Genomic DNA, 23,660 nt, shown 5'->3' with positions numbered 1-23,660 from the left:
CGTCCGCTCAGAAGCCGCTTTCGCGCAGCAGCACCGCCGCCACATGGGTCAGGCCCTGGCCCAGCAGGCTGCGGCGGTTGCCTTCGATCTGCAGGTGTCCACGGGTTTCGCGCAGGCTGGGCGGGGCCTGTTCCAGCTGCACCAGCACGTGGAACAGGGGCGGTGTCGGCACCAGCTCCTTGCCCTGGTTGCTGGTGGTCAGCGGGCCGCCGAAGCGCGAGGCGAGCATGGGGTGCTCGAGCTGGCTGACACGGGTGCTGCCGATGGTCACGACCTTGCCAGCGATAGGGGTGGGCTGGCCCTCGGGGTAGAAGCGCACCGCGCCGCCCTGGATCAGGCGTTGCACGTCGTCCTGATCGACATAGGCGTCCACCTGCCAGCTGCCCGGGTCCACCAGCATGCCGATGGGCTCGCGGCTATGCACCCACTGGCCGGGGCGCCAGTCCGGGTCCAGGTCCAGCCATTGCCCGGCGAAGGGGGCCTGGAGCTTGAGTCGGGCGATTTCCGAGCGGGCCGCCTTGACCTCCTCGAACTGCACCCCCAGGCGCTGGCGGGTGGCCAGGGCCTGCTCGGCGCCGCTGGGGTCGGCGATCAGGCCGCCCAGGCGCGCCTCGTAGCTCCTCACGTTGGCCTCGCTGCTGCTCAGGCGCGAGGCGATGTCCGGTTCGTCCAGGGTCACCAGGGTGCTGCCGGCCTCCACCCGGCCGGCGGGGTGGATGGCCACCAGTCGCGCCGGGTAGGGCGCGAAGACCCGTAGCTGGTGTTCGGCGCGGGCCACGCCCAGGGCGTGCACCTGGCTGCGCCAGGGCACCGCCAAGAGCAGCAGGACGACCGCCAGCAGGCCCAGCCAGGCGCGCCGGCGGCTCGTGGGGATGGCGCTGCGGTTGGCCCACCAGTGTTTCAGTTCGCGCCAGATCGGCATGAGGATGAACCAGGAGATTTCCACCACGAAGAGCAGTATCCCGAGCAGTTTGAAGAACAGCAGGTAGACCGCCACCGCGATGCCGAGGAACAGCACCAGGCGGTAGACCCAGGTGACCATGGCGAAGGCCACCAGGGTGCGGCGCTTGCCGGTGGGGAAGCTTTCCGGCCAGGGTTCGTCCAGCCCCAGCAGGGCGCGCCGCAGGGTGACCCGCGCCAGGGCCGAGGAGCGCTCGTGGAGGTTGGGGAAATCCAGCAGGTCGGAGAGGATGAAGTAGCCGTCGAAGCGCATGAACGGGCTGGCGTTCAGTGCCAGGGACAACACCCAGCTGGTGGTCGCCAGGTAGAGCAGGGCGTTGCGCAGCGGGCCGGGGTCCGAGAGCGCCCAGCCGAGGGTGGCCAGCCCCGCCAGGCCCAGCTCGGTGAGGATGCCGGCGGAGGCGATGGCCAGGCGTTGCCGGGAGCTGCGCAGCTTCCAGCTCTCGCCGGTGTCGGTATAGAGCATCGGCCAGAGCACCACGAAGGCGATACCCATGTGTCCCACCCGCAGGCCCAGGCGCGTGGCCACCAGGGCATGGCCCAGTTCGTGGAGGGTCTTGGCGACGATCAGCGCCAGGGCGAAGCTGACCAGCCCGGAGGCCGAGAAGGACTCCACCACCGCCGTGGTGAAGGCATCCCATTGCTGCAGCACCAGCAGCACGCCGATCACGCCCAGGGTCACCACCAGGACGGCGGTGGCGGGACGGAACAGCCAGTCCAGATGGCCGGCCAGGCGCTGCAAGTGGCGCTGCGGCCGCAGCAGCGGCACGCGGAAGAACAGGTAGTGGTGCAGCCACCAGCGCCAGTTCAGCCAGGCATTGCCTTCGCTGCGCTTGGCCAGGCGGGCGGCGGCGTCGGGCGATGGACGCAGCAGCTGGTGCTGGTCGAGGAACTGGCGGAACTCCAGCACCTGCTCCACGTCCGGGCGCAGCGGTGTCCGGGCCTGGATGTCCTGGCAGATCCGCTCCGGGGTCTGTTCCCAGCGCAGCAGGCATTCGAACTCCAGCCAGCCTATGCGGTAGAAGCGATTGACCACGGTGTCCTGGATCACCCAGGCCGGCTCGCCGTCGCTGCTCGGCGCGCTTTCCAGCAGGCGCAGGTCTTCGCGCAGCGGCGGCAGCGGCATGGCGGCCGCGTTCGGTATCACAGCCCGGTCCAGGCGCGCAGCGCGGCGAAGGGCCGGCGCAGCAGGTAGTAGCCCAGCACCACGCGTTCGCCGTAGAGCTTGGCGGTGCCGTGCAGGCCCAGGCGGGCGTGCTCCGGCTGGCCCTCGACGCTGGCCAGCAGGCGGTAGGCCACCACGCCTTCCTCGCTGGCGTGTGCCTGGTAGCTGGTCTCCAGCACCTTTCCCTTGAGGGGCGAGAGGGGGTACGCGGTGAGGAACAGGGTGACCTCCGCGCCGGGGTCCAGGGCGATGGCGTCGGCCACCGGCAGTTTGATCAGCATCGCCGGCTGCGCCGGGTCGGCCACCTGGAGGATGCGCTCGCCGGTCACCACCGGCTTGCCGATCCAGTCATTGGGATCGCTGTACACCGCGACGCCCGCCCGGGGCGACAGCACCCGGGTACGTCGCAGCTGGGCCTGCACCGCCGCGAGCTCGGCCCGGCGCTGCAGGACGCGGCCGTTGAGCAAGGTGAGCTCGCTCTTGCTCTGGGGGTTGTCGAAGGCCCTCTGGCTCGCCGCCATCAGTTCGGCGTCGGCCACGGCCACCTCCTTGCCGAGCACCTCGGCGCGGCTCTTCAGGGTGGTCTCGTCGAGGGTGAAGAGCAGGGTGCCTTCCTCCACGGCCTGGTTCGGCCGGACCTCCATGCGCTGGATCACGCCGTCGATGGGGGAACTGACGATCAATGCCTGGCGCGAAACGATCTCCGCCGGCGCCAGCGCGGTCTGCCGTACCGGCACCAGCAGCAGTGCCGCGGCCACCGCCAGGGCCAGCAGGACCTGGCGCTTGCCGGGCCGCCAGCCGAGCAGCCGGCGGCGCTTGCCGAAGGCGGCCCAGCAGTGCGCCCAGGTCTGCCAGACGCCGTCCAGCAGGGGCGCTACCTCGTCGGCCGGGGACGCGTCGAGGAGGAACAGCACCAGCCCCAGGCGCTGGCCATCGCGGTCGTGCAGGGGCACGCACCAGAGCCCGCTGGGCCACCATTCGGCCCAGCCTTCGGCGATGTCCGCCGGCGGCTCCAGTTCATCGCGGGGCAACCAGCGCGGCCGGGCGTCGGGCAACTGCTGGGCGAGCCAGCGGCTGGCGCGACGCAGCCAGACCAGGTAGGGCGAGTCCTCGCTGGGCCGCGCCAGGCCGGACACGCAGAGCAGTTCCAGGTCGGCACCGCGCTGGGCGAACACCAGCGCCTGGTGGTAGCGCAGCAGGGCGTAGCCATCGTTGGCCATGGAGAACGCCAGGGCGTTCAGCGAGTCGGCGGCCAGGGCGCGGTCGCGCAGGGCGGCCAGGGCCAGCAGCAGCTGGGGGTGGGGCAGGCGATCAGTCATGGGGTTGCGGGAAGCGTGCGGTGCCGCTCATGCCGGCGATCAGTTCCGGGTGCTCGGCATCGAGGCGTGCCTCCAGTTCCACGGTCTGCGCCACGGCATCCACCCGCGAGTTGACGGCGCTGATGTGGGCGTCGTAGTCCTTGCCGGTTTCCAGGATGCTGACCTGCAGCGCCTGGCCGGCCTTGAGCCGGGGCAGCAGGCTGGACGGCACGTTGAGGCGCACCTTGAGGGCGCCGTCGCTGACCAGGTCGAACAGCGGCATGCCGGCGGCCACGGTCTGGAAGGGTTTCACATGGACCTTGGCGACCCGCCCGGAAAACGGCGCGCGCACCTGGCAGTAGCCGCTCTGGGCCTGGGCCAGCGCCCGTGCACCTTCGGCCTTCTGCACCTCGGTATTGGCCATGGCCACTTCCAGGTCGCCCACCGCGTCCAGCTTGCGCAGGTTGCGCTTGGCGTCGAGGCTTTGCCGGGCCATGGTCAACTCGGCGGCGGCCACCTTGGAGCGGGCCAGTGCCTCGTCGCAGTTGAGCTGGGCCAGCAACGCGTCCTTGGCCACCTGTTGGCCGAGGGACGCCTTGAGCTCGCCCAGGGTGCCGTTCATCTGGCTGGACAGGGTGGTTTCCAGTTCTGCGGCCAGCAGTACGCGGATGGCGCCGGGTTCCTCCACGGCGCCGGGTTGCGGGGCGTCCTCGGCCAGGGCCGGGAGCGGAGGGAGGCATAGCGCGAGGGGCAGCAGGAGGAGCAGCAGACGACGATCAACGGTGGACGACATTCGGTGTTCCTTGCGTGCTGGTAAGGAGCTTGCTGCTTTCCTGTTCACCCAGGGTTTGCTGGATCTCGCGGGCCAGGGTCTGGATGTCGTGCTGCTCGATCTGCTCGGGGAGGATGTCCAGGCCGACGGAGTTGTACAGCCGCCCCCAGGCCGCCTGGGCGCTGGAGTACGCCGCCTCGCGCTGGTAGCGCGAGAGCAGGTAGCGGCCCTCGGCGCGGATCAGTTCCAGCTCCGAGCCATAGGAGGTGCTGCGCGCCGCCTGGGCGTAGTCCAGCAGGCTCTGGTCCACCCGCAGGCTCTGGTCGGCGAACTCCACTTCCTGGCGCGCCAGCTGGTAGCGCAGCGCGCCCACCCTGACCTGGGTGAGGATGGCCATGGACAGCGCCACCCGGCGCATGTCGTCGGTCTTGCCCTGGGACTCGGCGGCCTCGTTGAGGTCGGGCAGTTGCAACAGGCGCAGCAGGTTCAGCGACACCTGCAGGCCGGTCTCGGTCCAGTGGCTGTTGTAGAGGAACTTGTTGGAGTCGTACTTGTAGCCGAAGTCCAGGCTGACGTTGGGCCAGAGCTGGGCCTTGGCGATCTTCAGGTCGTTCTCGCTGACCCGTTTGCGGTACCACTCCTCCATGATTTCCGGGCGGTTTTCCAGGGACAGCTGCTCCAGCCGGTTGATCTCCTGGCTGAGCTCCGGCAGCGCGGGCTCGGCCTGGTCGGCGAGGATCAGCTTCGAGCCGGGCGGCAGGGACATGAGCGCCGACAGCTCGGACTGGGCGAACTCCAGGTCCTGGCGGCGCACGGTGAGCAGGTAGATGGAGTCGAGCAGGGCGCGCTGGTAGGCCAGCACTTCCTGGCGTGGCAGCAGCCCCTTGGTCTCGGCTTCGCGGGCCGACAGCAGGGCCTGGTGGGTGCGTGCCAGCAGGCGGTCGACCTGGGGCATCAGGCGCTGGGCGCCCACCGCGCGCCAGTAGGAGTTGCGCACGTCCTGCAGGACGTTCTGCGCCACCTTGCGCCGGCGCTCCTCGGCCATATGGACCTGGTCGCTCTTCTGCTGGGTGCGGTAGTAGGCCACGCCGAAGTCCAGCAGGCTCCAGGACAGGCCCAGGCCGTAGAGCTCGCGGTAGCGTTCTTCCGAGGTGGAGGCGCGCAGGCTCTGTTCGCGGTCCTCGATGCCGATGGAGGTGCCGCCGGAATCGTTGTTGCGCCCGGCGTAGCCGGCCGAGGCCACCAGCCGCGGCAGCATCTCGTGGCTGGAGACGTCGCGCAGGTCCGACGCCAGGGCGCTTTCCATGAGCTTGAGGCGGTAGTCGAGGTTGTACTTCAGGGCGCGGGCGGCGGCCTCGTAGAAGGTGATGGGGGCGGTCACCGGTTCCTGGTCGGCGTACATCTGCGCCTGGTCGCGAATGATCCGCTGGCGGCCTTCCTCTTCCGTGTAGGTCGGGGTCTTCGTGGCCGAGCAGGCACCCAGCAGCAGGGCTGAGGCGATGGCGGCACCGAGGAGCGTAAGTGGCGGTCTTGGCATGGGCATTCCTTGTTTGCTGCTTATTCGCTGGTGCCATTGCCGAGGGCGCGCAGGCGCTCTGCGGCTTCGCGTAACTGGGCGCGGAAGCCGGGGGCGGTGCGGCTGTCGGATGGCGGTGGCAATTGGGTGTCGCCTTGGGTGAGGTTCTCCGCGTTGGTGGCGAATACCGAGGGATCGGCCAGCAGGCCGTCCGCGGTGAGGTCGATGCGGCTATGGCGGCCGAGGATCCAGGCCAGGTCCTGTGCGCTTTCCGTAGCGCTCTGGTTCACGGCGCGGCCGACGAACTGGCCGGGCCCCATGCCCAGGCGCGCGAGCAGGGTTTCGCTCTCGATCTGCATCGGGCTGGCCAGGCGCAGGTCGCTGCCGTCGGCCTCCCAGTCGGAAAGCTGGAGCAGCCGCTCGTTGCGTTCCACCACCGGGCCCACGTAGACCACCGGGTCCACCCCCGGCAGTCGCGGGCGGGCGAAGGGATCGAGGTCTTCGCGGTCCTCGAATGGGCCGATGGGGTCGCTATCGGGCGCGGGAATGAAGGGCGCGGCGATGTCCAGGTCGATCACCAGCTGCGCCAGGTCCGTCGCCCCGGCGAGGTCGCTCATGGTGTAGGTGAACACGTCCTGCAGCACCCGGCCGAGGCCGGCGGCGGCGAGCACCTCGGGGTTGGTCAGGTCGATGCTGTAGGTGTAACTGCCGTCGGCGTTGAGCACCAGGGTGCCGTAGCGGCCCTGCAGGGGTTGCCCGACCGCGCCGGTGGTGCCGCTGCCGGTCTCCAGGCCGGTGCGTACGCCCACCACCTGCAGGCCGTCGCCGGCGTCGATGTCGCTGTCGTTGGGCAGCACGTTGCCACTGGCCTGGGGCGCCACCGTCTGGTCGCTGGCGACGTTGCCGTCATCGCGGGCCACCGGCGCGTCGTTGGCGCCTTCGATGAGGATGTTCAGGCGCGCCACGGACTGGGCGCCTTCGGCATCGCGCAGGGTGTAGGTGAAGCTCTCGCGCAGGGTGTTGCCCGCCGTGCGCAGCGCCTGCACCGTCGGGTTGCTGTTGTCCAGCAGGTACTGGTAGCTGCCGTCGGCATTGAGGATCAGGGTGCCGTAGCGCCCCACCAGGGCCTGGCCGGCGGCGGCGCTGTTGCCCAGCTCGCTGGTGGCCGAGAGCACCTGTTTGGTCTCGCCATTGGCCACGGCATCGACGTCGGTGTCGTTGGTCAGCACGTTGCCGGTCGGGTCACTGCCCGGAGTGCCGTTGTCCCTGCCTCCGGCCTCCACGGCCGTGGCGTCGTCGTTGGCGGCGATCGGCGTGTCGTTGCGGCCGTCGATGGTGATGCGCAGTTCCGCGGTGTCGTCCGCCCCGTTGGGGTCGGCGACGGTGTAGGTGAAGGTATCCACCAGCGTCTGGCCGCTGATGCGCAGCGCCTGTACCGCCGCCAGGCTGTTGTCGACGATGTAGGTCCAGCTGCCGTCGGCGTTCATCGTCAGGGTGCCGTAGAGGCCGCGCAGCGAAGTGCCCAGGGTGCCGCCGGTGCCAGTGGCGGTTTCCGCGCCGGTACGGATCGCCGTGACCGTGAGCGGGCTGTTTTCCAGGTCGCTGTCGTTGTCCAGTACGTTGCCGCTGGGGTTGAGGCCCGGGACGTTGTTGTTCAGGCCGCCCGCCTCGATCGCCCTCGCCACGTCGTCGACGCCGTCCGGCGCATCGTTGCGGCCGATGATGACGATGGTCAGCTGGGCCAGGTCGCTGAGCCCACCACGGTCGGTGGCCTGGTAGGTGAAGGTGTCGCGCACGGTCTCGAACAGGTTGAGGGCCAGGACCTCCGGATTGCCGGTATCGAGGATGTAGTGGTAGCTGCCGTCGGCGTTGAGGATCAGGGTGCCGTACTGGCCGACCAGCACGTTGCCCACGCTGCCGGCGGTACCGGTGCCGCTTTCGGCGCCGGTGCGTACCGCGGTGACGGTGAGCTGGTCGCCCTGGTCGACGTCGGTGTCGTTGGGCAGCACGTTGCCGGTGGGGTTGAGCACCAGGCCGTCGCCGTTGTCGGCCACCGCGATATTGATGTCGTTGTTGGCCACGGGCGCGTCCCAGGCGCCCTGGATGGTGATGGCGATCCGGGCGATGCTGAGGGCGCTGGCGGTGTCGCGCATGCGGTAGGAGAACACCTCCCGTAGCGTATCGCCGGGCTTGAGGGCTTGTACCGCCGCCAGGGCGTTGTTCACCACGTAGTGCGACTCACCGTTGGGACTCACGATCAAGGTGCCGTAGAGACCATTGATGCTCTGGTTGCCGGTGACCAGGGTGAAGTTGTTGCCCCCAAGCTCGTCGCCGAGACGGATGCCGATGAGCGTCTTGGTATCGCCGGCGTCGACATCGCGGTCGTTGGCCAGGACGTTGAAGCGCGGGTCGATGCCGGGGGTGCTGTTGCGGGTGCCGCCGGCTTCCACGGCGACGATGTCCACGCGGATGGCGTGGGGATTGTCGTTGCGACCCTGGATGGTGATGGTCAGGGTGGCGCTGCTGGTGGCGCCGGCCAGGTCGCGGATGGTGTAGGTGAAGGATTCGCGCAGCGTATCGCCCGCGATGCGCAGGGCCTCCACCCGTGGGTCGTCGTTGTCGACGATGTAGGTGTAGCTGCCGTCGGCGTTGAGGGTCAGGGTGCCGTACTCGCCGGCCAAGGCGCTGCCGATGGTGCCGACAGCGGCACCGTGGCGGACACCGACCACGGTGAGCGTTTCGCCGAACTGGTCGACGTCGGTGTCGTTGGCCAGGACATTGCCGCTCGGGTCGACGCCCGCGAGGTTGTTGTCGAGGCCACCCGCCTCGACGGCGATGGCGTTGTCGTCGTTGGCCACCGGGGCGTCGTTGGCTCCCTGGATGGTGATGTTCAGCACCGCGATGTCCTGGGCGCCTGCGGTGTCGATGACGCTGTAGTTGAAGCTGTCGGTGAGGGTGTTGCCGGGGCGCAGGGCCTGGACCGCCGCCATGGTGTTGTCCAGGCGATAGCTGTAGCTGCCGTCGGCATGCAGGGTCAGCCAGCCGTAGGTGCCGCGCAGTTCGGTACCCAGGATGCCGGCGGTACCCGCGCCCTCGACGGCGCCGGTGCGCACCGAGCCCACCGCCTGGGTCTCGCCGTAGTCGATGGGGTCGGTGGGACGCTCGCCACCGTCGACGTCGGTGTCGTTGCCCAGCACGTTGCCCGTGGGGTCGACGCCGGCGCTGCCGTTGTTGACGCCGCCGGCTTCCACCGCCGTGGCGCTGTCGTTGGCCGCCACCGGGTTGTCGTTGCGGCCGAGGATGATGATCACCAGTTGCGCGGACTGTGGGGCTTCCAGGCCATCGGAGATGGCGTAGGTGAAGCGTTCGATGAGGACGTCGGAAAGCTGGCGCAGGGCTTCCACTTCGGGGTTGTCGTTGTCCAGCACATAGGTATAGGTGCCGTCGGCATTCAGGGTGAGGGTGCCATACTGGCCGTCGAAGGCCTGGCCGATCACACCGGTGGTGCCCAGGGTGTCGTTGCTGATGGAAATCACCGACAGCGGGTCGCCGTCGGGGTCGAAGTCGTTGAGCAGGACGTCGCCCGAGGGGTCGATGCCGGCCTGGCCATTGGCAACGCCGCCGCGTTCGACGGCGATGTTGAAGCTGTTCTGCGCCACCGGCGGGTCGTTCACGCCGCGCACGGTGATCACCAGTTGCGCCTGGTCGGTGAAGCCGTTGGTGTCGACGATCTGGTAGGTGAAGGTCTCGGTCAGGGTCTGGCCGGCCTGCAGGGCCTGCACCGTGGGATTGGCGCTGTCCACGTCATAGGTGAAGGAGCCGTCGGCACCAATGCGCAGCAGGCCGAAGTTGCCCAGCAGCAGGGTGGCGCCTGTGGTGCTGGTGGAGCCGGCGGCGACGCCAATCAGTACGCCGCCGGCGGTTTCCAGCCCCGAGCGCACGCCGTTGACCTGCAGCAGGGTGTTGGGCCGGTCGGCGGCATCGACGTCGTTGTCCACGCCATTGCCGCCAGGTTGGGTGACCGTGCCGGGGCGGCTGGGGAAGAGAATGACGTTGCCGCTGGGGTTGCTCTCGCCGATGGCGTTGGGGCCGGAGCCGGCCTGGGCGGACGCCTGGTCGTCGCTGGCCACGGGGTTGTCGTAGTTGCCGCGCACGGTGATGCGCAGCTCGGCCAGGTCGTTGAGGCCCAGCGCGTCCGTGACCTGGTAGCTGAAGATGTCGACCAGGCTGTCGTTGGGCCCCAGGCGTTGCACCGCCGTGTTGTTCTCGTTGATCACGTAGGTGTAGTCGCCATCGGATTCGATGGTCAGGGTGCCGTAGGTGCCGACGATGACCGCGCTGCCACCGGCGGGTACCGGGGTCAGGGCGCCGGGGACCAGCTCGCGCAGCGGGCGCGCGCCGGTGACGGTCTTGGTCTCGCCATAGTCGATCGGGTCTGCCGGGTTCTCGCCGCCGTCCACATCGATATCGTTGGCCAGCACATTGCCGGTGGCGTTGGCGCCGGGCACCGGGAAGCCCGTCGGCGGCGTGTCGCCGGGATTGCCGACGTTGGTGTTGTTGACGCCGCCGCTCTCGACGGCGGTGCCCTGGTCGTTGACGCCCACGGGGGTGTCGTTGGCGCCCTGGATGACCACCGTGAGGGTCGCCGTATCCTGCAGGGGCGCGCCACCGATGCCGATGTCGGAAACCACGTAGGTGAAGACCTCGGTCAACTGGTCGGTGGCCAGGCGCAGGGCCTGCACTTCGGCGTTGTCGTTGTCGACGAAATACTGGTAGGCGCCGTCGGCCTGGAGTACCAGGCGGCCGTAGCGGCCGATGATTTCCGCCGGGCCCACCGCCGGGATGGTGACCAGGACGTTCAGTGGTGAGGTCACGGAGACGACGCGGAGCTGGTCGCCGTTGGTGCCGATGTCGACGTCGGTGTCGTTGGCCAGTACGTTGCCCCGTGGGTCGATGCCGGGGGTGCGGTTGTCGGTGCCGCCGGCTTCCAGCGCGGCGGCGTTGTCATCCACCGCCACCGGGGGGTCGTTGACCGGGGTGAGGTTGATGACCAGGAAGTCCCTGTCGGTGCGGGCATCGGCCAGCTCGCCGGGAATGCCGTTACCGTTGAAATCGCCGTAGTTGCCCAGGTCGTTGGTCAGCACTTCGAGGAAGTCGTTGCCGTTGAAGTTCAGGTTGCCCAGGTAGCTGAGGCCGGCCAGCGCGGTGTTGAGGTTGGCGATTCGCCCCACCAGCACCAGGCTGGCGGTGCCCGCACCGGTGACCGTGACGCCGGTGGTGGCACCGGTAAGGCTCAAGGTGCCATGGGTGACGGTCAGGGTGACCTGGATGGCGCGGCTGTTCACGTCCGGGTCGCGCTCGGCGTCTATGTCGCTGACGCGGATGCCGGGAATCGCCCGCGGGGTATCTTCGGCGCCCTGCTGGAAGCCCGGCAGCGTGTTCACCGGCGCATCATTGATCTCGACATAGCCGGAGTTGGCCTGTTGCGTGGCGCCTTCGCCGAGGGTCACCTGGACCTGGCCGAGGGTACCGCGATCGGTATCGATGCGAATCCGCAGCTCGCCGAACTGGGCGATGCTGTTGACGGTGCCCGGCGCGTTGATGCGGAACAGGCCGGAGGGCAGCACGCCGAAGCTGAAGCGGCCGTTGGCGTCGGTGGTGGTGCCGAAGGTGCGGTCGTCGGCATTGCCGAACACGCCGTCGTTGCCGGCCCAGACCAGGTTGATGGCCTGGTTGGGGATCGCCAGTTCGTAGGCTGGCGTTCCCGGTACCGGGTCGGCGTCGGGGACGATGTCGTTGGGGGCGCTGGCGGCGGTGCCGGTGTCGTTCCACAGGGTGCCGCTGATGATCCCGAGCCCCGCGCCCTCGCGCAGCACATAGTTGTTCAGCACGCTGGCGTCGGGGCCTGGCCCGTTGGCGCCGGTGCGTTCGCCGGTGGCGCTGCTGTCGGGGCCCACCGTGCTGCCGCCCCAGTTGGTGAAGGTTTCCGGCAGGCTGGACCAGCTCAGGTTGGCGTTGGCGTTGGCGCTGGCGATGGTGGCGCCATTGGGCACGTCGACGCGGTAGACCACGCTGACGGCGGTGCCCACCGCGACCCGGCTGATATCCACGGTGACGCCGCCGATGGTGCTGACGCTGACGCCGGCCGGCAGGTTGCCCGGACCGTAGGTGGTGCCGCCGATGGTGACGCTGACCAGGCTGTAGTTGCTGCCGGTGGGGAATCCGTCGGTCAGGCGCACGTCGTAGGCCGGCAGGCCGCCGTTGGAGGTGAAGCCCACCGTGACGGTGGCGGTGCCCGTGGTGCCGCCGGGGTTGGGAATGAAGTCGGTGACGCGCTTGTCCACGCCGCTGAAGCTTGGTTCGACGATACGCTCGAAGAGGGTGTCGCTGGTGGCCCGCAGGTTGCCGTTGACCCGGTCCTGCACGGTCACGCCGAGGGCGTCGCCGGCCTGGTTGTCGAGGATGTTGTCGACCCGGGCGTTGAACTCCACGACCACGCCTTCGAGGTCGTCATCGTTGGCGTCGTTGCCGTTGCCGAACGGGCCGTTGGTGAGGCTGCCCAGGTTCAGGGTCACCACCAGGTTGCCGTTGGCGTCGGTGTCCTGCACCACGTAGATGGGGTTGATCACCCCCGTGGGCGCGGCGCCGGACAGGTCCGGGTTGAGGAACTGCGCCTGCGGGCTGTCCTCGTTGCCGATGATCTGCAGGGTGCCGCCGATGATCAGGTCGCCCAGGCTGGTGACCAGCCCGCCATCGGAAATGAAGCCGATGCGCATGCTGGCGACGTCGGCGAGGGACAGTCCGCGATTGAGCGTGATGAGCAACTGGTAATTGGGGTTGCTGCCTTCCGGCACCAGCACCACGGCGCGGTAGTGGACGATCTCGCCGATGGTGACGTTCTCATTGATCGCGTTGGTCGGGTTCGGCGCGGCGGTGTCCGGCAGCCCGCCCACCCGCGAGATCTTGATGCCCTGGGCGACCGGAATGATCAGGTCGCTGGAGCGGCGGTAGTCGTTCAACACCCCGCTGTTGAGCAGGCCGTCGGCGCCGGTGCGTTCCCCGGCGACGGTGCCGTTGAGGCTGGTCCAGCGCACCTCGGCGAGGTTGTCGAAGCGCGCCACCGAGGCGCCGGTGGCGTTCACCACGCCGCGTACGCTGATGACGATGGTGCCGCCCTTGGCGATGTCGACGTTGCCGCTGTTGACCAGGGTGCGGCCAGTCGGGTCGAGGGTGAAGCTGCCGCTGATATTGGTGCTGACGCCGCCGACGGTGTAGATCGCGCTGACCAGGGTCAGCTGGTCCATCTCGGTGGGCAGCACGCTGGAGAAGTCGATGTCGAAGGCGTCGTAGTCGCTGGCGCCGTTGCCATTGGCGATGGTGATGCGGAAGTCCACCTGGTCGCCTTCATCGAAGCCCACGCCCGGGTCGGTGAGCAACTGCTGGTTGAGCTGCAGGGTGGGCTCCTGGACCGTGATGGCCGGCTTGGTCCCGGTCAGGGCCACCGTCCGGTCGAGGGGCGTGGCGCCGTTGGGGGTATTGCCGTCGGGATCGCTGTAGGCGAGCTGGGCGTCGTTCTGCCGCACGTCGCCGGTCTGGTTGGCGATCACGTTGCTGGCCACCAGGCGCACGCGAATGACGAAGCTGTTGTTGCCGGTGTTGTTGTCGCCGGCGGTGGTGGAGACGCTGAAGGTGAAGCGTGCGTCGGCGCCGTCGGCACCCAGTGTGCCGGTGGGCGCGGTGAGGCTGCCGACGGCCAGGGTGCCGGCGAAGTTGGCGCTGAGGGCGCCACCGGCAGTGGTGATCAGCTGGTAGCCCAGGTTGCCGTTGAAGGTGGTGTCCAGGCGCAGGCCGGGTGGGATCAGGTCGTTGATGCGCAGGTTCTGGGTACTGCCTTCGGGCAGGGTGACGACGATGTCGTAGAGCATGCTCTCGCCCACCACCAGGTTGGCTCCGGTGGTGTGGGCGGCGCTGGAGTCGCTGTTGTCCAGGCTGCCGCCGGCGAAGCTCTTGCTGATGGTCGGCGCGGCGACCTGCTGGCTGGCGAGGTCGCTGAGCGGGGCTGAGAGGAAGTTCTCGCCGCCCTCGACGCTGGCGTAGCGGGTCAGTTGCGCCGTGCTCTGCAGGGTGGCGCTGGCGCCGATGCTGGCCGCCACCTGCACGTCGTAGGTGATCACCACCAGGTTGGCGCCGCTGGTGTCGGCAGCGGTGCCCGGACGTCCGGCCAGTAGGGCGCCGACGCCCGGGCCGTCGATGAAGGTGATGGTGTTGGTGGCGTTGTTCACGGTGAAGTGGGTGCCGGCCACCAGGCGGGTGCCGTCGCCACGGTAGATCAGCAGGTTGGCGGTGGACAGGTTGCCGCCGACGAAGCTGAGCCCCGGTGGCAGGGCGATGCTGGTGCTGACGTCGTAGGCGTTGCCGCCGCCGCTGTTCTCGATGGCGGTGGCCAGGCGCAGGCGGTCGCTGGCGTCTATGCCGGTGATGTTGCCGTTGACCGCGAGTATGTCGGTGATGCGCCCGCCGAAGGGCACGCCGGTGGTGCCGGGGGCGTTCCAGCTGCCGGTGGTGCCGGTCACCGTGCCGTGGCTGGTGGAGACCACGCCATGGCTGAGGTTGAGCACGGGCTCGGCCACCGAGGCGATCAGGGTGACGTCGTCGGTGGTGAGCAGCACGCTCTTGTCCAGGGTCCGGGTCTGGCTGGATTCGCCCAGTACGTTGAAGGCGCGCTGGTCGGCGAAGGGCTGGTCGCTGACGGTCAGGGTGAAGTCGATGGCGACCCGGCTGCCGTTGATACCGGGGTTGACGTAGTCGGCGAAAGTGAACACCAGCGAGTTGCCGGGGCCGAGAGTCACCGAGGTGGGGCTGTTGGGGTTGGTGTTGCCCGTGGCCAGGCGCCAGATGCTGTTCAGGTCGACGCCGGTCAGGTCGAACAGCGGCAGCGGCAGGTAAGCGGTGAGCTTGAAGTTCTCGTAGTCGCCGGTGACCAGGTCGTAGCTGAGGCGGAAGGTGACCGAGTCGCCTGGCCGCAGTTCGGTGCCCGGTGCCGGCGCGCCGCCGCCGTTGAGGCCCGCCAGGTCGATCTGCACCTGGCTGGTGGGAATGGTGCTGATGGTGCTGGAGCCGTCGCTCTCGTCGAAGCCGGTGAGGTTGAGGGCGTCCACCAGGATGGTGGCGGTGACGGTGGCGTTGTTGCCGAAGGAGTCGCCCTCGTTGATCTCGCTATGGGGCGCGCCGGCCGGCGGCGTATAGCTCTGCGCAACCCGTGCCTGGTAGCCGATCACCGCCAGGGTGGCGCCCTGCAGCAGGTCGTCGAAGGCCAGGTCGCCGGAAAGCGAGGTGCGCAGGGGGACGACGGCGGCCAGCGACTGGCCGATGTCGAACACCAGGGAGGTCGTGCCGTTGGCATTGACCACCACGCTGCTGACCAGGGCGATGGTCTGGCTGACGCCGCCCTGGGTGATGGTCAGGGTGGCGCTGCCGGGCACGAAGCTCTGGCCGTCGCCGAGCTGGTCGGCCACCAGGAAGCTGCCCTGGCCGAGGAAGGTGCGGCCGAAGGCGAAGTAGTCGGACAGCGCGATGTTCAGGCGGTAGTCCAGCGTGTCGCCCGGGCTGAGGCCGTGGGTGCCGACATCGGTGCGTACGCTGACCTGCTTCTCCAGGGTGATGGACTTGGCCACGAAGCTGACGTCCTGCCCCGTCCCGTCGAAGCGGATCAGACCATTGGTGGCGTCGCGCGGGTCCAGAGGCTGCCAGTTGCCCTGGGCGGTAGGCGCATCGAAGGTGATGGTGACATCGTCGCCGGTGGCGGGGTTGAGCACCGGTGCGCCACTGAAGTCGTCGTCCGGGACGAAGAACTCCACGCTGGTGGTGGTCGGCCCGGTCAGTGTCGGGTAGCGGACGGTGAACCGGCTGATATACAGGTCGTTGTTGAGGTTGCCGTCGTTGTTCAGCGCCAGCACCGCCTGGATCGCCGCCGCGTTGGTCAGGACGCGGCCGTCGTACAGGGTGATCGAGGCGAGGGTGCCGCCGGTCCCGGGGCTGATGCTCCGGACGATCACGTCATCCGGGACGGGCTGGACCAGCACCACGTCCTGCAGGGTCTGTGAGTCGGCCGGCGTGACGATGACGTCCAGTTCGCGACCGTAGTTCGGCCCCGTGGCGGTTTCGCCCTCGGGGGTGGTGATCACCTGATCGAAGGTGACCACCGTCGGGTGCACCACGTAGCTGTCGGCGTTGGCGGACGGCTCGAGGATGCTGGGGTCGGTGGCCGGGTTGTTCAGCGAGTCGTTGCCGTACTGGAAGCCGCTGCGGGCGCGAATCGTCAGGTCCGGGGTCGTGCCGGAGAAGGAGAAGTCGGTGTCGGCCAGGTCGCTCAGGGTGGCCGTGACTTGCACGACGATCGGCGGCTGGCCCTGGCTGACGCTGGCGAACGGCAGTTCCACCACCACCAGCTGGTCGCCGGCCTGCATGCCGAAGTCGGCGGCGTTGATCACCAGGGGCTGGCCGTTGGTGCCCACCGCCAGGGGGTGGCTGGCCTGGCCATTGGTGTCGAAGGTGAGGACGTGGGTCGCCAGGTTCTGGCCCAGGTAGCTGGCGGACACGAAGGTAATGCCGTCGTCGATCTCGGCGCCTGCGCCATCCTTGCCGGTGGCCGGGAAGAACAGGTCGATGAAGGGCGCATAGCCCGTATCGGTGGTGATGTTGGTGAAGGTGACGTTGAAGTTGAAGGTATCGCCCAGCAGCACGTCCGCGCCGCCCGTGAGGGTGGTGGTCGGGCCGGCGGCCAGCAGGCGGTCGTAGCCGTTGGCGGCGGCCGCGGCGAGGGCGAGGGGCTTGTCGATGTCACCGCTGGCGACCTCCAGCACCCAGTCGCCACCCGCGCGGGCGCCGCCGGTATCGTCGCTGGACGCGGCCACGTCGGCGCCGGTGATGCGCGCCAGTTCGTTCACCAGGGTCCGTCCGTCGCTGCCTGCGCCCACCTTGCAGCCGTAGAGCTGGATATCGGCGCCCTCGCTGAGGGACTGGCTCCATTGGCTGAGGGGCTGGGTGAACTGCTTGATGTTGTCGGCGCTGACGGTGGTCTTGCCGAGGGTGAACTCGCCGGCGGCACCGTGGGAGAGGATCTGGATGGAGTCCACCTGGCCCAGTTGGGCGAGGGCGGCGGAGATGGCCGCGAGGCCGTCCTGGTCGCTGTCCACCACCAGCACGTCGACGTTGCCGGGCAGTTGCGCCGTCAGTTGCTCGCGCCCGTCGATGCGGCTATCCAGCACCAGCAGGTGGCGGCTGGCCGACTGCTGTTGGCCGGGTTCGCTGCGGGCGTCGCTGGGGGTGGCATGCTCGCTGGCCGGCGCTTTGCCGGCGTCGCCGCTGTCCTGGTGCTGCTGGTCCGCCGCGACGGCGGCCGCACCATCGAAGAGGATGCGTGGCTCGAGCGCCATCGCGCGGCGCTGTGGCTTGAATGAAGGCGGCTGGGAGTCGCCTGGCTTGGTCGTCATGTCCATATCGTCACCAAGTGGGGCGTGCCGCACAGGGCCGGCCCTTACAGTTGAAATTCCACTGCAGCTACCCCCCATTCATCCAGGCGACCCGGGTGGGGTGGATAGGGTTCAGGCGTGAAACCGATCGGGAGCGAGCCCGATAAGTCCGGTCATTCGTTGGCTATTGCCGGGCAACTCTGGCAAGTCCAGTCGCGCGTGTTCGGCGGAGTGAGTTCCACCGACGAATCAATCAAGCGTAGCTTGTTCTGCGATATGGGCCTGGAAGCCGCGGGAATACCCAGCGCGTGCGCGTCGTCTGTTCCTGAACAATGGTTCTGCTGACCAAACATCCGGTTTCGGTCAGAAATTTCTGACAAAGAGACTATCTGCGAGATCGCAGAAAATCTAGGTCACCTGTCAGTGGAACGTGCGTTTGAGCCGATTGCGTCCTACACGCGTACGGCTATTCGTGATGGACTTGTCATATCCACTAATGGCTCATCTCGTGCCAACTAAGGGGAACTATCGACAACTTATAGTTGGATGATGCTAAACATCTCTGGACATATGCCCGATGCGGATATCCGGAATCCATCCGCGGGATAACTTTGAACTTTCTGGTTAATACCATTCAAGGAGCAGTCATGGACGCCTTCATGCAAGCCGCCATCGAGGAAGCCCGCCAGGGCCTGGTCGAGGGCGGTATCCCCATCGGCTCGGTGATCGTCCACAAGGGCCGCATCATCGGTCGCGGCCACAACCGCCGGGTCCAGGAGGGCAGCGCCATCAAGCATGGCGAGATGGACGCCTTCGAGAACGCCGGCCGGCAGAGCGCCAGCGTCTATCGCGAGGCGGTGCTCTACACCACGCTGTCGCCGTGCTCCATGTGCAGCGGCGCCATCCTGCTCTACGGCATCCCCAAGGTGGTGATCGGCGAGAACCGTACTTTCCTGGGCGAGGAGGAGCTGCTGCGTTCCCGCGGGGTGCAACTGGAGGTGTTGCAGGACGCCGAGTGCGTGCAGCTGATGGAGGACTTCATCAAGGCCAAGCCGGAGCTGTGGAACGAAGATATTGGTGAATAGGGCGGCGCGGCGCCGGGCGGCGGCTATGCTCTGCTGAGCACCCGGCGCGGTCGGTGGTGGTTGTGGGCACCGGGATTGTCCCGAGCCCTGTGGGCTCCACCGCCAACGGCTTCAAGGAGATCCCGATGGTCCCTTCGTCGCTCTGGGAGCAAGCCCTTTCCCGTGGTCTGCTCGACGTCTTCATCCGCGCCGGCCTGATCCTGGTGCTGGCCATGGCCTGCTATCAGGTGTTCCACCCCTTCCTCAACCTGATGCTCTGGGCGGTGATACTCGCCGTCACCTTCTATCCCCTGCACCAGCGCCTGTGCAACGCCATGGGCCTGGGGGAGGGCAAGGTGGCGACGCTGATCACCCTGGTCTCGGTGGCGATCCTGCTGATTCCGGTATTCCTCCTCGGCTCGTCCATCGCTGAATCCATGGACAGCGGCCTCGAGCTGCTCAAGGGGGGTGACCTGCAGATCCCGGCGCCGCCGGAATCCATCGCCAGTTGGCCGCTGATCGGCCAGCCCCTGTCCGATGCCTGGAAACAGGCGGCCGACGCCGACCAGACCAGCCTGGTGAAGCAGGTACTGCCTTACCTCAAGGGCGCCGGCCTGGTGCTGATGAGCAAGCTGGCCGGGGTGGGCGCGGGGATCCTGCTGTTCCTCGGTGCGCTGATCATCGGCGGGATCATCATGGCCTACGGCGGCAACGGCCACCGCAGCGCCGTGGCCATCGCCTCGCGGCTGTCCGGGCCGGTGCGTGGGCCGCAGATCGCCGAACTCTGCACCGCCACCATCCGCGCGGTGGCCCAGGGCGTGGTGGGTATCGCCTTCATCCAGATGCTGCTGGTGGGCGTCGGTTTCGTGGTCATGGGCATCCCCGGGGCCGGGGTGCTGGCGCTGCTGGTGCTGCTGCTGGGGATCATGCAGTTGCCGGTGACCCTGATCACGGTGCCGGTGATCATCTTCGTCTTCGCCACCCAGGGCGCGTCCCTCGGGGTCATCATCTTCACCGTGTACAGCGTCGTCGCCGGCCTCTCCGACAACGTGCTGAAACCTATGCTGCTGGGACGCGGTGTCAACGTACCGATGCCGGTGGTGCTGATCGGCGCGCTGGGCGGGATGGTGACGGGCGGGATCATCGGCCTGTTCATCGGCCCGGTGGTCCTGGCGGTGGGCTACAAGCTGTTCTGGCAATGGGTCGAGGACCCGCCGAAGCTGCCGGTCGAGGAAGAGCGGACCGCGCCCTGAGCGGATGATGCCCCTGCAGCGCGCTACCGCCTGGGTACTGCTGGCCGGCGCGCTTGGGCTGGCCGGCTGCGTGCGCGTCGGCCCGGACTTCCAGTCTCCGCGCGAACCCTGGGTGGAGCACTGGAACAGCACCGCACTGGAGCAGATGAGCCGGAGCCGTCCGCAGCCGGATTTCCTGCGCTGGTGGGAGGTGTTCGCCGACCCGACCCTCGATGCCCTGATCGCCGAGGCGGATGCCTACAACAGCAGCCTGGAGATCGCCGGCCTGCGGGTGATGGAAGCCCGCGCGCAATTGGGCATCGCCCTCAGCGGACGCTACCCGCAGCTGCAGCAGGCCAGCGCCGACAGCCTCTACGTGGACCAGCGCCAGTCCGGTGGGCGCAATCCCCAGGACCGGCACTTCTGGCAGCACAGCGTCGGCTTCGACATTGGCTGGGAGCTGGACTTCTGGGGGCGCTTCAGCCGCGCCATCGAGTCGGCCGATGCGGCCTACTTCGCCGCCCACGCCAACTATGAAGACGTGCTGGTGCTGCTGCGGGCGCAGGTGGCCGATACCTATTTCATCCTGCGCACCTTCGAGGCCCGCCTGCGCATCGCCCGGGAGAACGCCGAACGGCAGAAGCGCAGCTTCGAGATCACCGAGCGGCTATTCCGCAGCGGCGACAGCTCCGAACTGGACTTCCAGCAGGCCAAGACCCAGTACCTGGGCACCCTGGCCACCATCCCGGACCTCGAAGGCCAGGCCGTGCGCAGCCGCAACGCCCTGGCCGCCTTGATCGGCCGGCCACCCGGCCCCCTGCCCGAACTCGACGCGCGCACGGGGCTGCTGCCGTTGCCCGACCAGGCGGTGCTGGAAGATGTGCCGGCCAATCTGCTGCTGCGCCGGCCGGACGTGCGCACTGCCGAGCTGGCGGTGGCCGCCCAGTCGGCGCTGATCGGCGTCGCCGAGGCCGATCTCTATCCCTCGGTGAGCCTCCTGGGCAGCATCGTCTGGAGCACCTCCAGCCTGAGTGGCGCCTCGGACAGCCTCGACATGGTGGCCGGCCCCAGCCTGGTCTGGAACCTCTTCGACCATGGCCGGATCAAGAACGACGTGCGGATCCAGGATGCGCGCCTGCAGCAACTGATCGAGGCCTACCGCGACCGGGTACGCCAGGCCGCGCGGGAAGCCGACGACGCCGCCACCGGGCTGGCCAAGGCGCTGGAGAGCGAGCGTATCCGCTTTGAAAGCGCCGAGGCGGCGCAGCGCTCGCTGGACCTGGCCAATGCCCAGTACCTCGAAGGCTTCGCCGACTTCCAGCGGGTGCTGGATGCCCAGCGCGAACTGTTCCAGCAGCAGGAAAGCTACCTGCTCAGCCGCAGCGATGCGCTGAGCAACCTGATCGGCCTTTACAAGGCCCTGGGCGGCGGCTGGTACCGGGACGGGCCGCTGATCGACGACGCCACCCGCGAACAGATGCGCCAACGCACCGACTGGGGCGACCTGCTGGACGAGCCGCAGGCGGCGGACCCGGCTGCAACGGAGGATGAACCGCGATGAGCGAGCAACCGCAAGCCCCCGGGGAGGGCGCCGCCAAGCCCGAGCCCGCGCCTGGCGCCGACGCGGCGGCGAAGGGCACCCGCTGGGTCATCCTCGTCATCGTCCTGACCCTGGTCTGGTACCTCCTGGCCGATCGCTTCACCCCCTACACCCAGCAGGCCCGGGTGCAGGCCTATGTGGTGCCGGTGGCGGCCGAGGTGGCCGGTCGCGTCACCGCGGTGCAGGTGCGCAACAATCAGGACGTGAAGGCCGGCGCCGTGCTCTTCGAAATCGACCCGGAGCAGTACAAGATCGCCGCCGACCGCGCCCGCGCCGACCTGGAAACCGTGCGCCGACAGATCGGCGCCGGCACCGCCGGCATCGACTCGGCCCTGGCGTCGTTGCGCGCGGCCCAGGCCAACGAGCTGAAGGCGCGGCAGGACAACCAACGCCTGGAGCGGCTGTACCGGGAAGACCCGGGCACCATCTCCGTGCGCCGCCTGGAAGGTGCGCGGGCGACCCTCGAACAGGCCACCAGCCAGGTGGCCGCGGCGCGGGCGGAAGTCCAGCGGGCGCGGGAGCAGCAGGGCGGCCACGAAGCGGAGAACGCCCAGTTGCGCAGCGCCGCCACGGCCCTGGAGAAGGCCGAGCTGGACCTGGCCAGGACCCGGGTGCGGGCCAGTTCCGCCGGGCTCATCACCGACCTGCGGATGGACATCGGCCAGTACGTTGGCGCGGGCAGCCCGGTGATGACCCTGATCGCCATCCACGACCTGTGGATAAACGCCGAGATGACCGAGAACAACCTGGGGCACGTGGTACCGGGTTCGCCGGTCGCCATCGTGCTCGACGCCTTTCCCGGCCGGGTCTTCGAGGGCCGCGTGCGCAGCGTCGGCTACGGCGTCAGCACGGGCCAGGCGCCGGCCCCCGGCACGCTACCGACGGTGCAGAACAGTCGCGACTGGCTGCGCCCGGCGCAGCGCTTCCCGGTGGTGGTGGAATTCGCCCCGGGGGAACTGGACGAGCTGGCCGGCCTGCGGGTGGGCGGCCAGGCGGAAGTCATGGCGTTCCCCTCCGAAGGCAATCTCCTCAATCCCCTGGGGCGGTTGTTCATTCGCCTGATGAGCTGGCTGTCCTATGCCTACTGACCGCGACCTGCGGGCCCGGCGCGCGCTGCGCCTGGCCAGCGGCGTGGCCCTCAGCCTGGCGCTGGGCTTCGGCCTGGCGCTGCCGATTCCCTTCCTCGCACCGATCTTCGCCCTGCTGTTGCTGGCCACCAGCAACCGGCCCCTGCCGTTGAAGGCCGCCCCGGCACTGGCGCTGGTGATCATGCTGACCACCGGCTGCGGCCTGCTGCTGATCCCGCTGCTGCGTCATGCGCCGCCCAGCGGGGTGCTGCTGGTGGGGCTGGGGCTGTTCGTCTGCTTCGGTTATGGCCTGCGCGGCGGCAATCCGCTGGTGGCGCAGTTCCTGGTCATCGGCCTGACCATGATCTCGGCGGCGGGGGCCTACGATTTCGGCCTGGCGGTGACGGTCATCGAGGCCCTGGCCAAGGGCATCGTGCTTGCCGTGCTGGTGGCGGCGCTGGCCCACTGGCTGTTCCCGGAACCGGCCGATGCCCCGGCGCCGCCGGCGCGGCCGAAGGTGGCGGCGGACGAGTCCGCCTGGATTGCCCTGCGCGCCGCGCTGGTGGTGCTGCCGGCCTACCTCCTGGCGTTGATCGACCCGTCCAGCTACATGCCGCTGATCATGAAGTCGGTGAGCCTGGGCCAGCAGGTCTGCGGCGCCTCCGCGCGCACCGCCGGCCGCGAGTTGCTGGGCTCGACCCTGCTGGGCGGGGTGCTCGCCATGCTGTTCTGGAGCGCACTCAGCCTGTTCCCGCACCTGTGGATGTTCTTCCTCTGGATGCTGCTGTTCGGCCTGTTGATGGCCCGCCGGCTACAGCGCCTGGTACCGACCCGGCAGGCCCCCGCGTTCTGGCTGAACACCCTGGTGACCCTGATCATCCTGCTCGGCCAGTCGGTGCAGGACAGCGAGGCCGGCAAGGACGTCTACACCGCCTTCGCGGTGCGCATGGGGCTTTTCATCCTGGTCACCCTGTACGCCTGTGGGGCGGTCTACCTGATCGACCGTCGGCGCTTCCTGCGGCGACACCGTCAAGCCAACCGAGGAGCTGGTCCATGCTGATCGACCTGCTGGTGGGTATCCCCGTGATGCTGGTATGCCTGATGCTGCAGTCCTTGTTCGTGGCCTTCTGCTTCAGGCCCTATGCCCGCTACATGAAACGCACCGGCGGGCATGGTTCGCTCTGGCAGAACACCCTGCTGCTGTCGACGGTGATGCTGCTGATGCTGCTGGGCAACTTCGTCCAGATGGCGATCTGGGGCGCCCTGTTCGTCCTGCTCGGTGAGTTCGATCGCTTTGCAGTGGCGCTGTACCACTCGGGGGTGAACTTCGCCACGCTGGGCTACGGCGACATCGTCATGAGCGAGGAGTGGCGGCTACTGGGGCCATTGGAAGCGGCCAACGGCATCCTCATGTTCGGGGTCTCCACGGCGGTGATGACGGCGGCGGTATCGGACATCATCCGTCACCACCTGGCCCAGGTCCGGGAGCGCTAGCGCGGGGCTAGACTGAAACTG

General features: G+C 68.5%; 11 protein-coding genes. 6 read left to right on the top strand and 5 right to left on the bottom strand.

The genetic code is table 11. From position 1 onward, the window contains the following. Window positions 1-7: 7 nt before the first annotated feature. The 5 genes from PCA10_RS22920 to PCA10_RS22900 are packed head-to-tail and all read right to left on the bottom strand — an operon-like array spanning window position 8 to window position 17,209. On the bottom strand, window positions 8-2,104 hold the full coding sequence (locus tag PCA10_RS22920; RefSeq protein WP_041770937.1) for an HlyD family efflux transporter periplasmic adaptor subunit: 2,097 nt from the start codon (window positions 2,102-2,104) through the stop codon (window positions 8-10). Beyond that, on the bottom strand, window positions 2,104-3,444 hold the full coding sequence (locus tag PCA10_RS22915) for an efflux RND transporter periplasmic adaptor subunit (protein WP_016494472.1): 1,341 nt from the start codon (window positions 3,442-3,444) through the stop codon (window positions 2,104-2,106). Before PCA10_RS22915 ends, PCA10_RS22920 begins: the two co-directional genes overlap by 1 nt. After that, a complete protein-coding gene (locus tag PCA10_RS22910) occupies window positions 3,437-4,216 on the bottom strand; it encodes an efflux RND transporter periplasmic adaptor subunit (protein WP_016494471.1) in 780 nt (259 codons plus the stop codon). Before PCA10_RS22910 ends, PCA10_RS22915 begins: the two co-directional genes overlap by 8 nt. After that, entirely contained in the window at window positions 4,200-5,732 is a 1,533-nt protein-coding gene (locus tag PCA10_RS22905) for a TolC family protein (RefSeq protein WP_016494470.1), read from the bottom strand. The genes PCA10_RS22910 and PCA10_RS22905 overlap by 17 nt, the downstream gene beginning before the upstream one ends. Before the next feature lie 20 nt (window positions 5,733-5,752). Beyond that, window positions 5,753-17,209, bottom strand: coding sequence for a VCBS domain-containing protein (locus tag PCA10_RS22900; protein WP_016494469.1), 11,457 nt, complete (start codon window positions 17,207-17,209; stop codon window positions 5,753-5,755). A gap of 620 nt (window positions 17,210-17,829) precedes the next feature. Between PCA10_RS22900 and PCA10_RS22895 the strand changes: the two genes are divergently transcribed. The 6 genes from PCA10_RS22895 to PCA10_RS22870 all read left to right on the top strand — a co-directional run bounded on the left by PCA10_RS22895 (window position 17,830) and on the right by PCA10_RS22870 (window position 23,639). After that, window positions 17,830-18,267 (top strand): nucleoside deaminase, encoded by a 438-nt coding sequence (locus PCA10_RS22895; protein WP_016494468.1) that lies wholly within the window; start codon window positions 17,830-17,832, stop codon window positions 18,265-18,267. Between the two features lie 125 nt (window positions 18,268-18,392). After that, window positions 18,393-19,499 carry an AI-2E family transporter gene (locus PCA10_RS22890; protein ID WP_041770936.1) on the top strand — a complete coding sequence of 369 codons (1,107 nt, stop codon included), beginning with the start codon at window positions 18,393-18,395 and terminating at the stop codon, window positions 19,497-19,499. Between the two features lie 4 nt (window positions 19,500-19,503). Beyond that, a complete protein-coding gene (locus tag PCA10_RS22885; RefSeq protein WP_016494466.1) occupies window positions 19,504-21,039 on the top strand; it encodes an efflux transporter outer membrane subunit in 1,536 nt (511 codons plus the stop codon). Beyond that, complete coding sequence (locus PCA10_RS22880) at window positions 21,036-22,166, top strand: HlyD family secretion protein (RefSeq protein ID WP_016494465.1); 1,131 nt, start codon at window positions 21,036-21,038, stop codon at window positions 22,164-22,166. Before PCA10_RS22885 ends, PCA10_RS22880 begins: the two co-directional genes overlap by 4 nt. Continuing rightward, window positions 22,156-23,205 (top strand): DUF2955 domain-containing protein, encoded by a 1,050-nt coding sequence (locus PCA10_RS22875; protein WP_016494464.1) that lies wholly within the window; start codon window positions 22,156-22,158, stop codon window positions 23,203-23,205. Before PCA10_RS22880 ends, PCA10_RS22875 begins: the two co-directional genes overlap by 11 nt. Next, window positions 23,199-23,639: an ion channel gene (locus PCA10_RS22870; RefSeq protein WP_016494463.1), complete on the top strand. Its 441-nt coding sequence runs from the start codon at window positions 23,199-23,201 to the stop codon at window positions 23,637-23,639. The genes PCA10_RS22875 and PCA10_RS22870 overlap by 7 nt, the downstream gene beginning before the upstream one ends. The last annotated feature ends 21 nt before the right edge of the window (window positions 23,640-23,660 follow it).

The organism is Pseudomonas resinovorans NBRC 106553 (assembly GCF_000412695.1).
Taxonomy (GTDB): domain Bacteria; phylum Pseudomonadota; class Gammaproteobacteria; order Pseudomonadales; family Pseudomonadaceae; genus Metapseudomonas; species Metapseudomonas resinovorans_A.
Note: the sequence above shows the minus strand (reverse complement) of the source record. Positions and strands in the feature narration are given on the sequence as shown.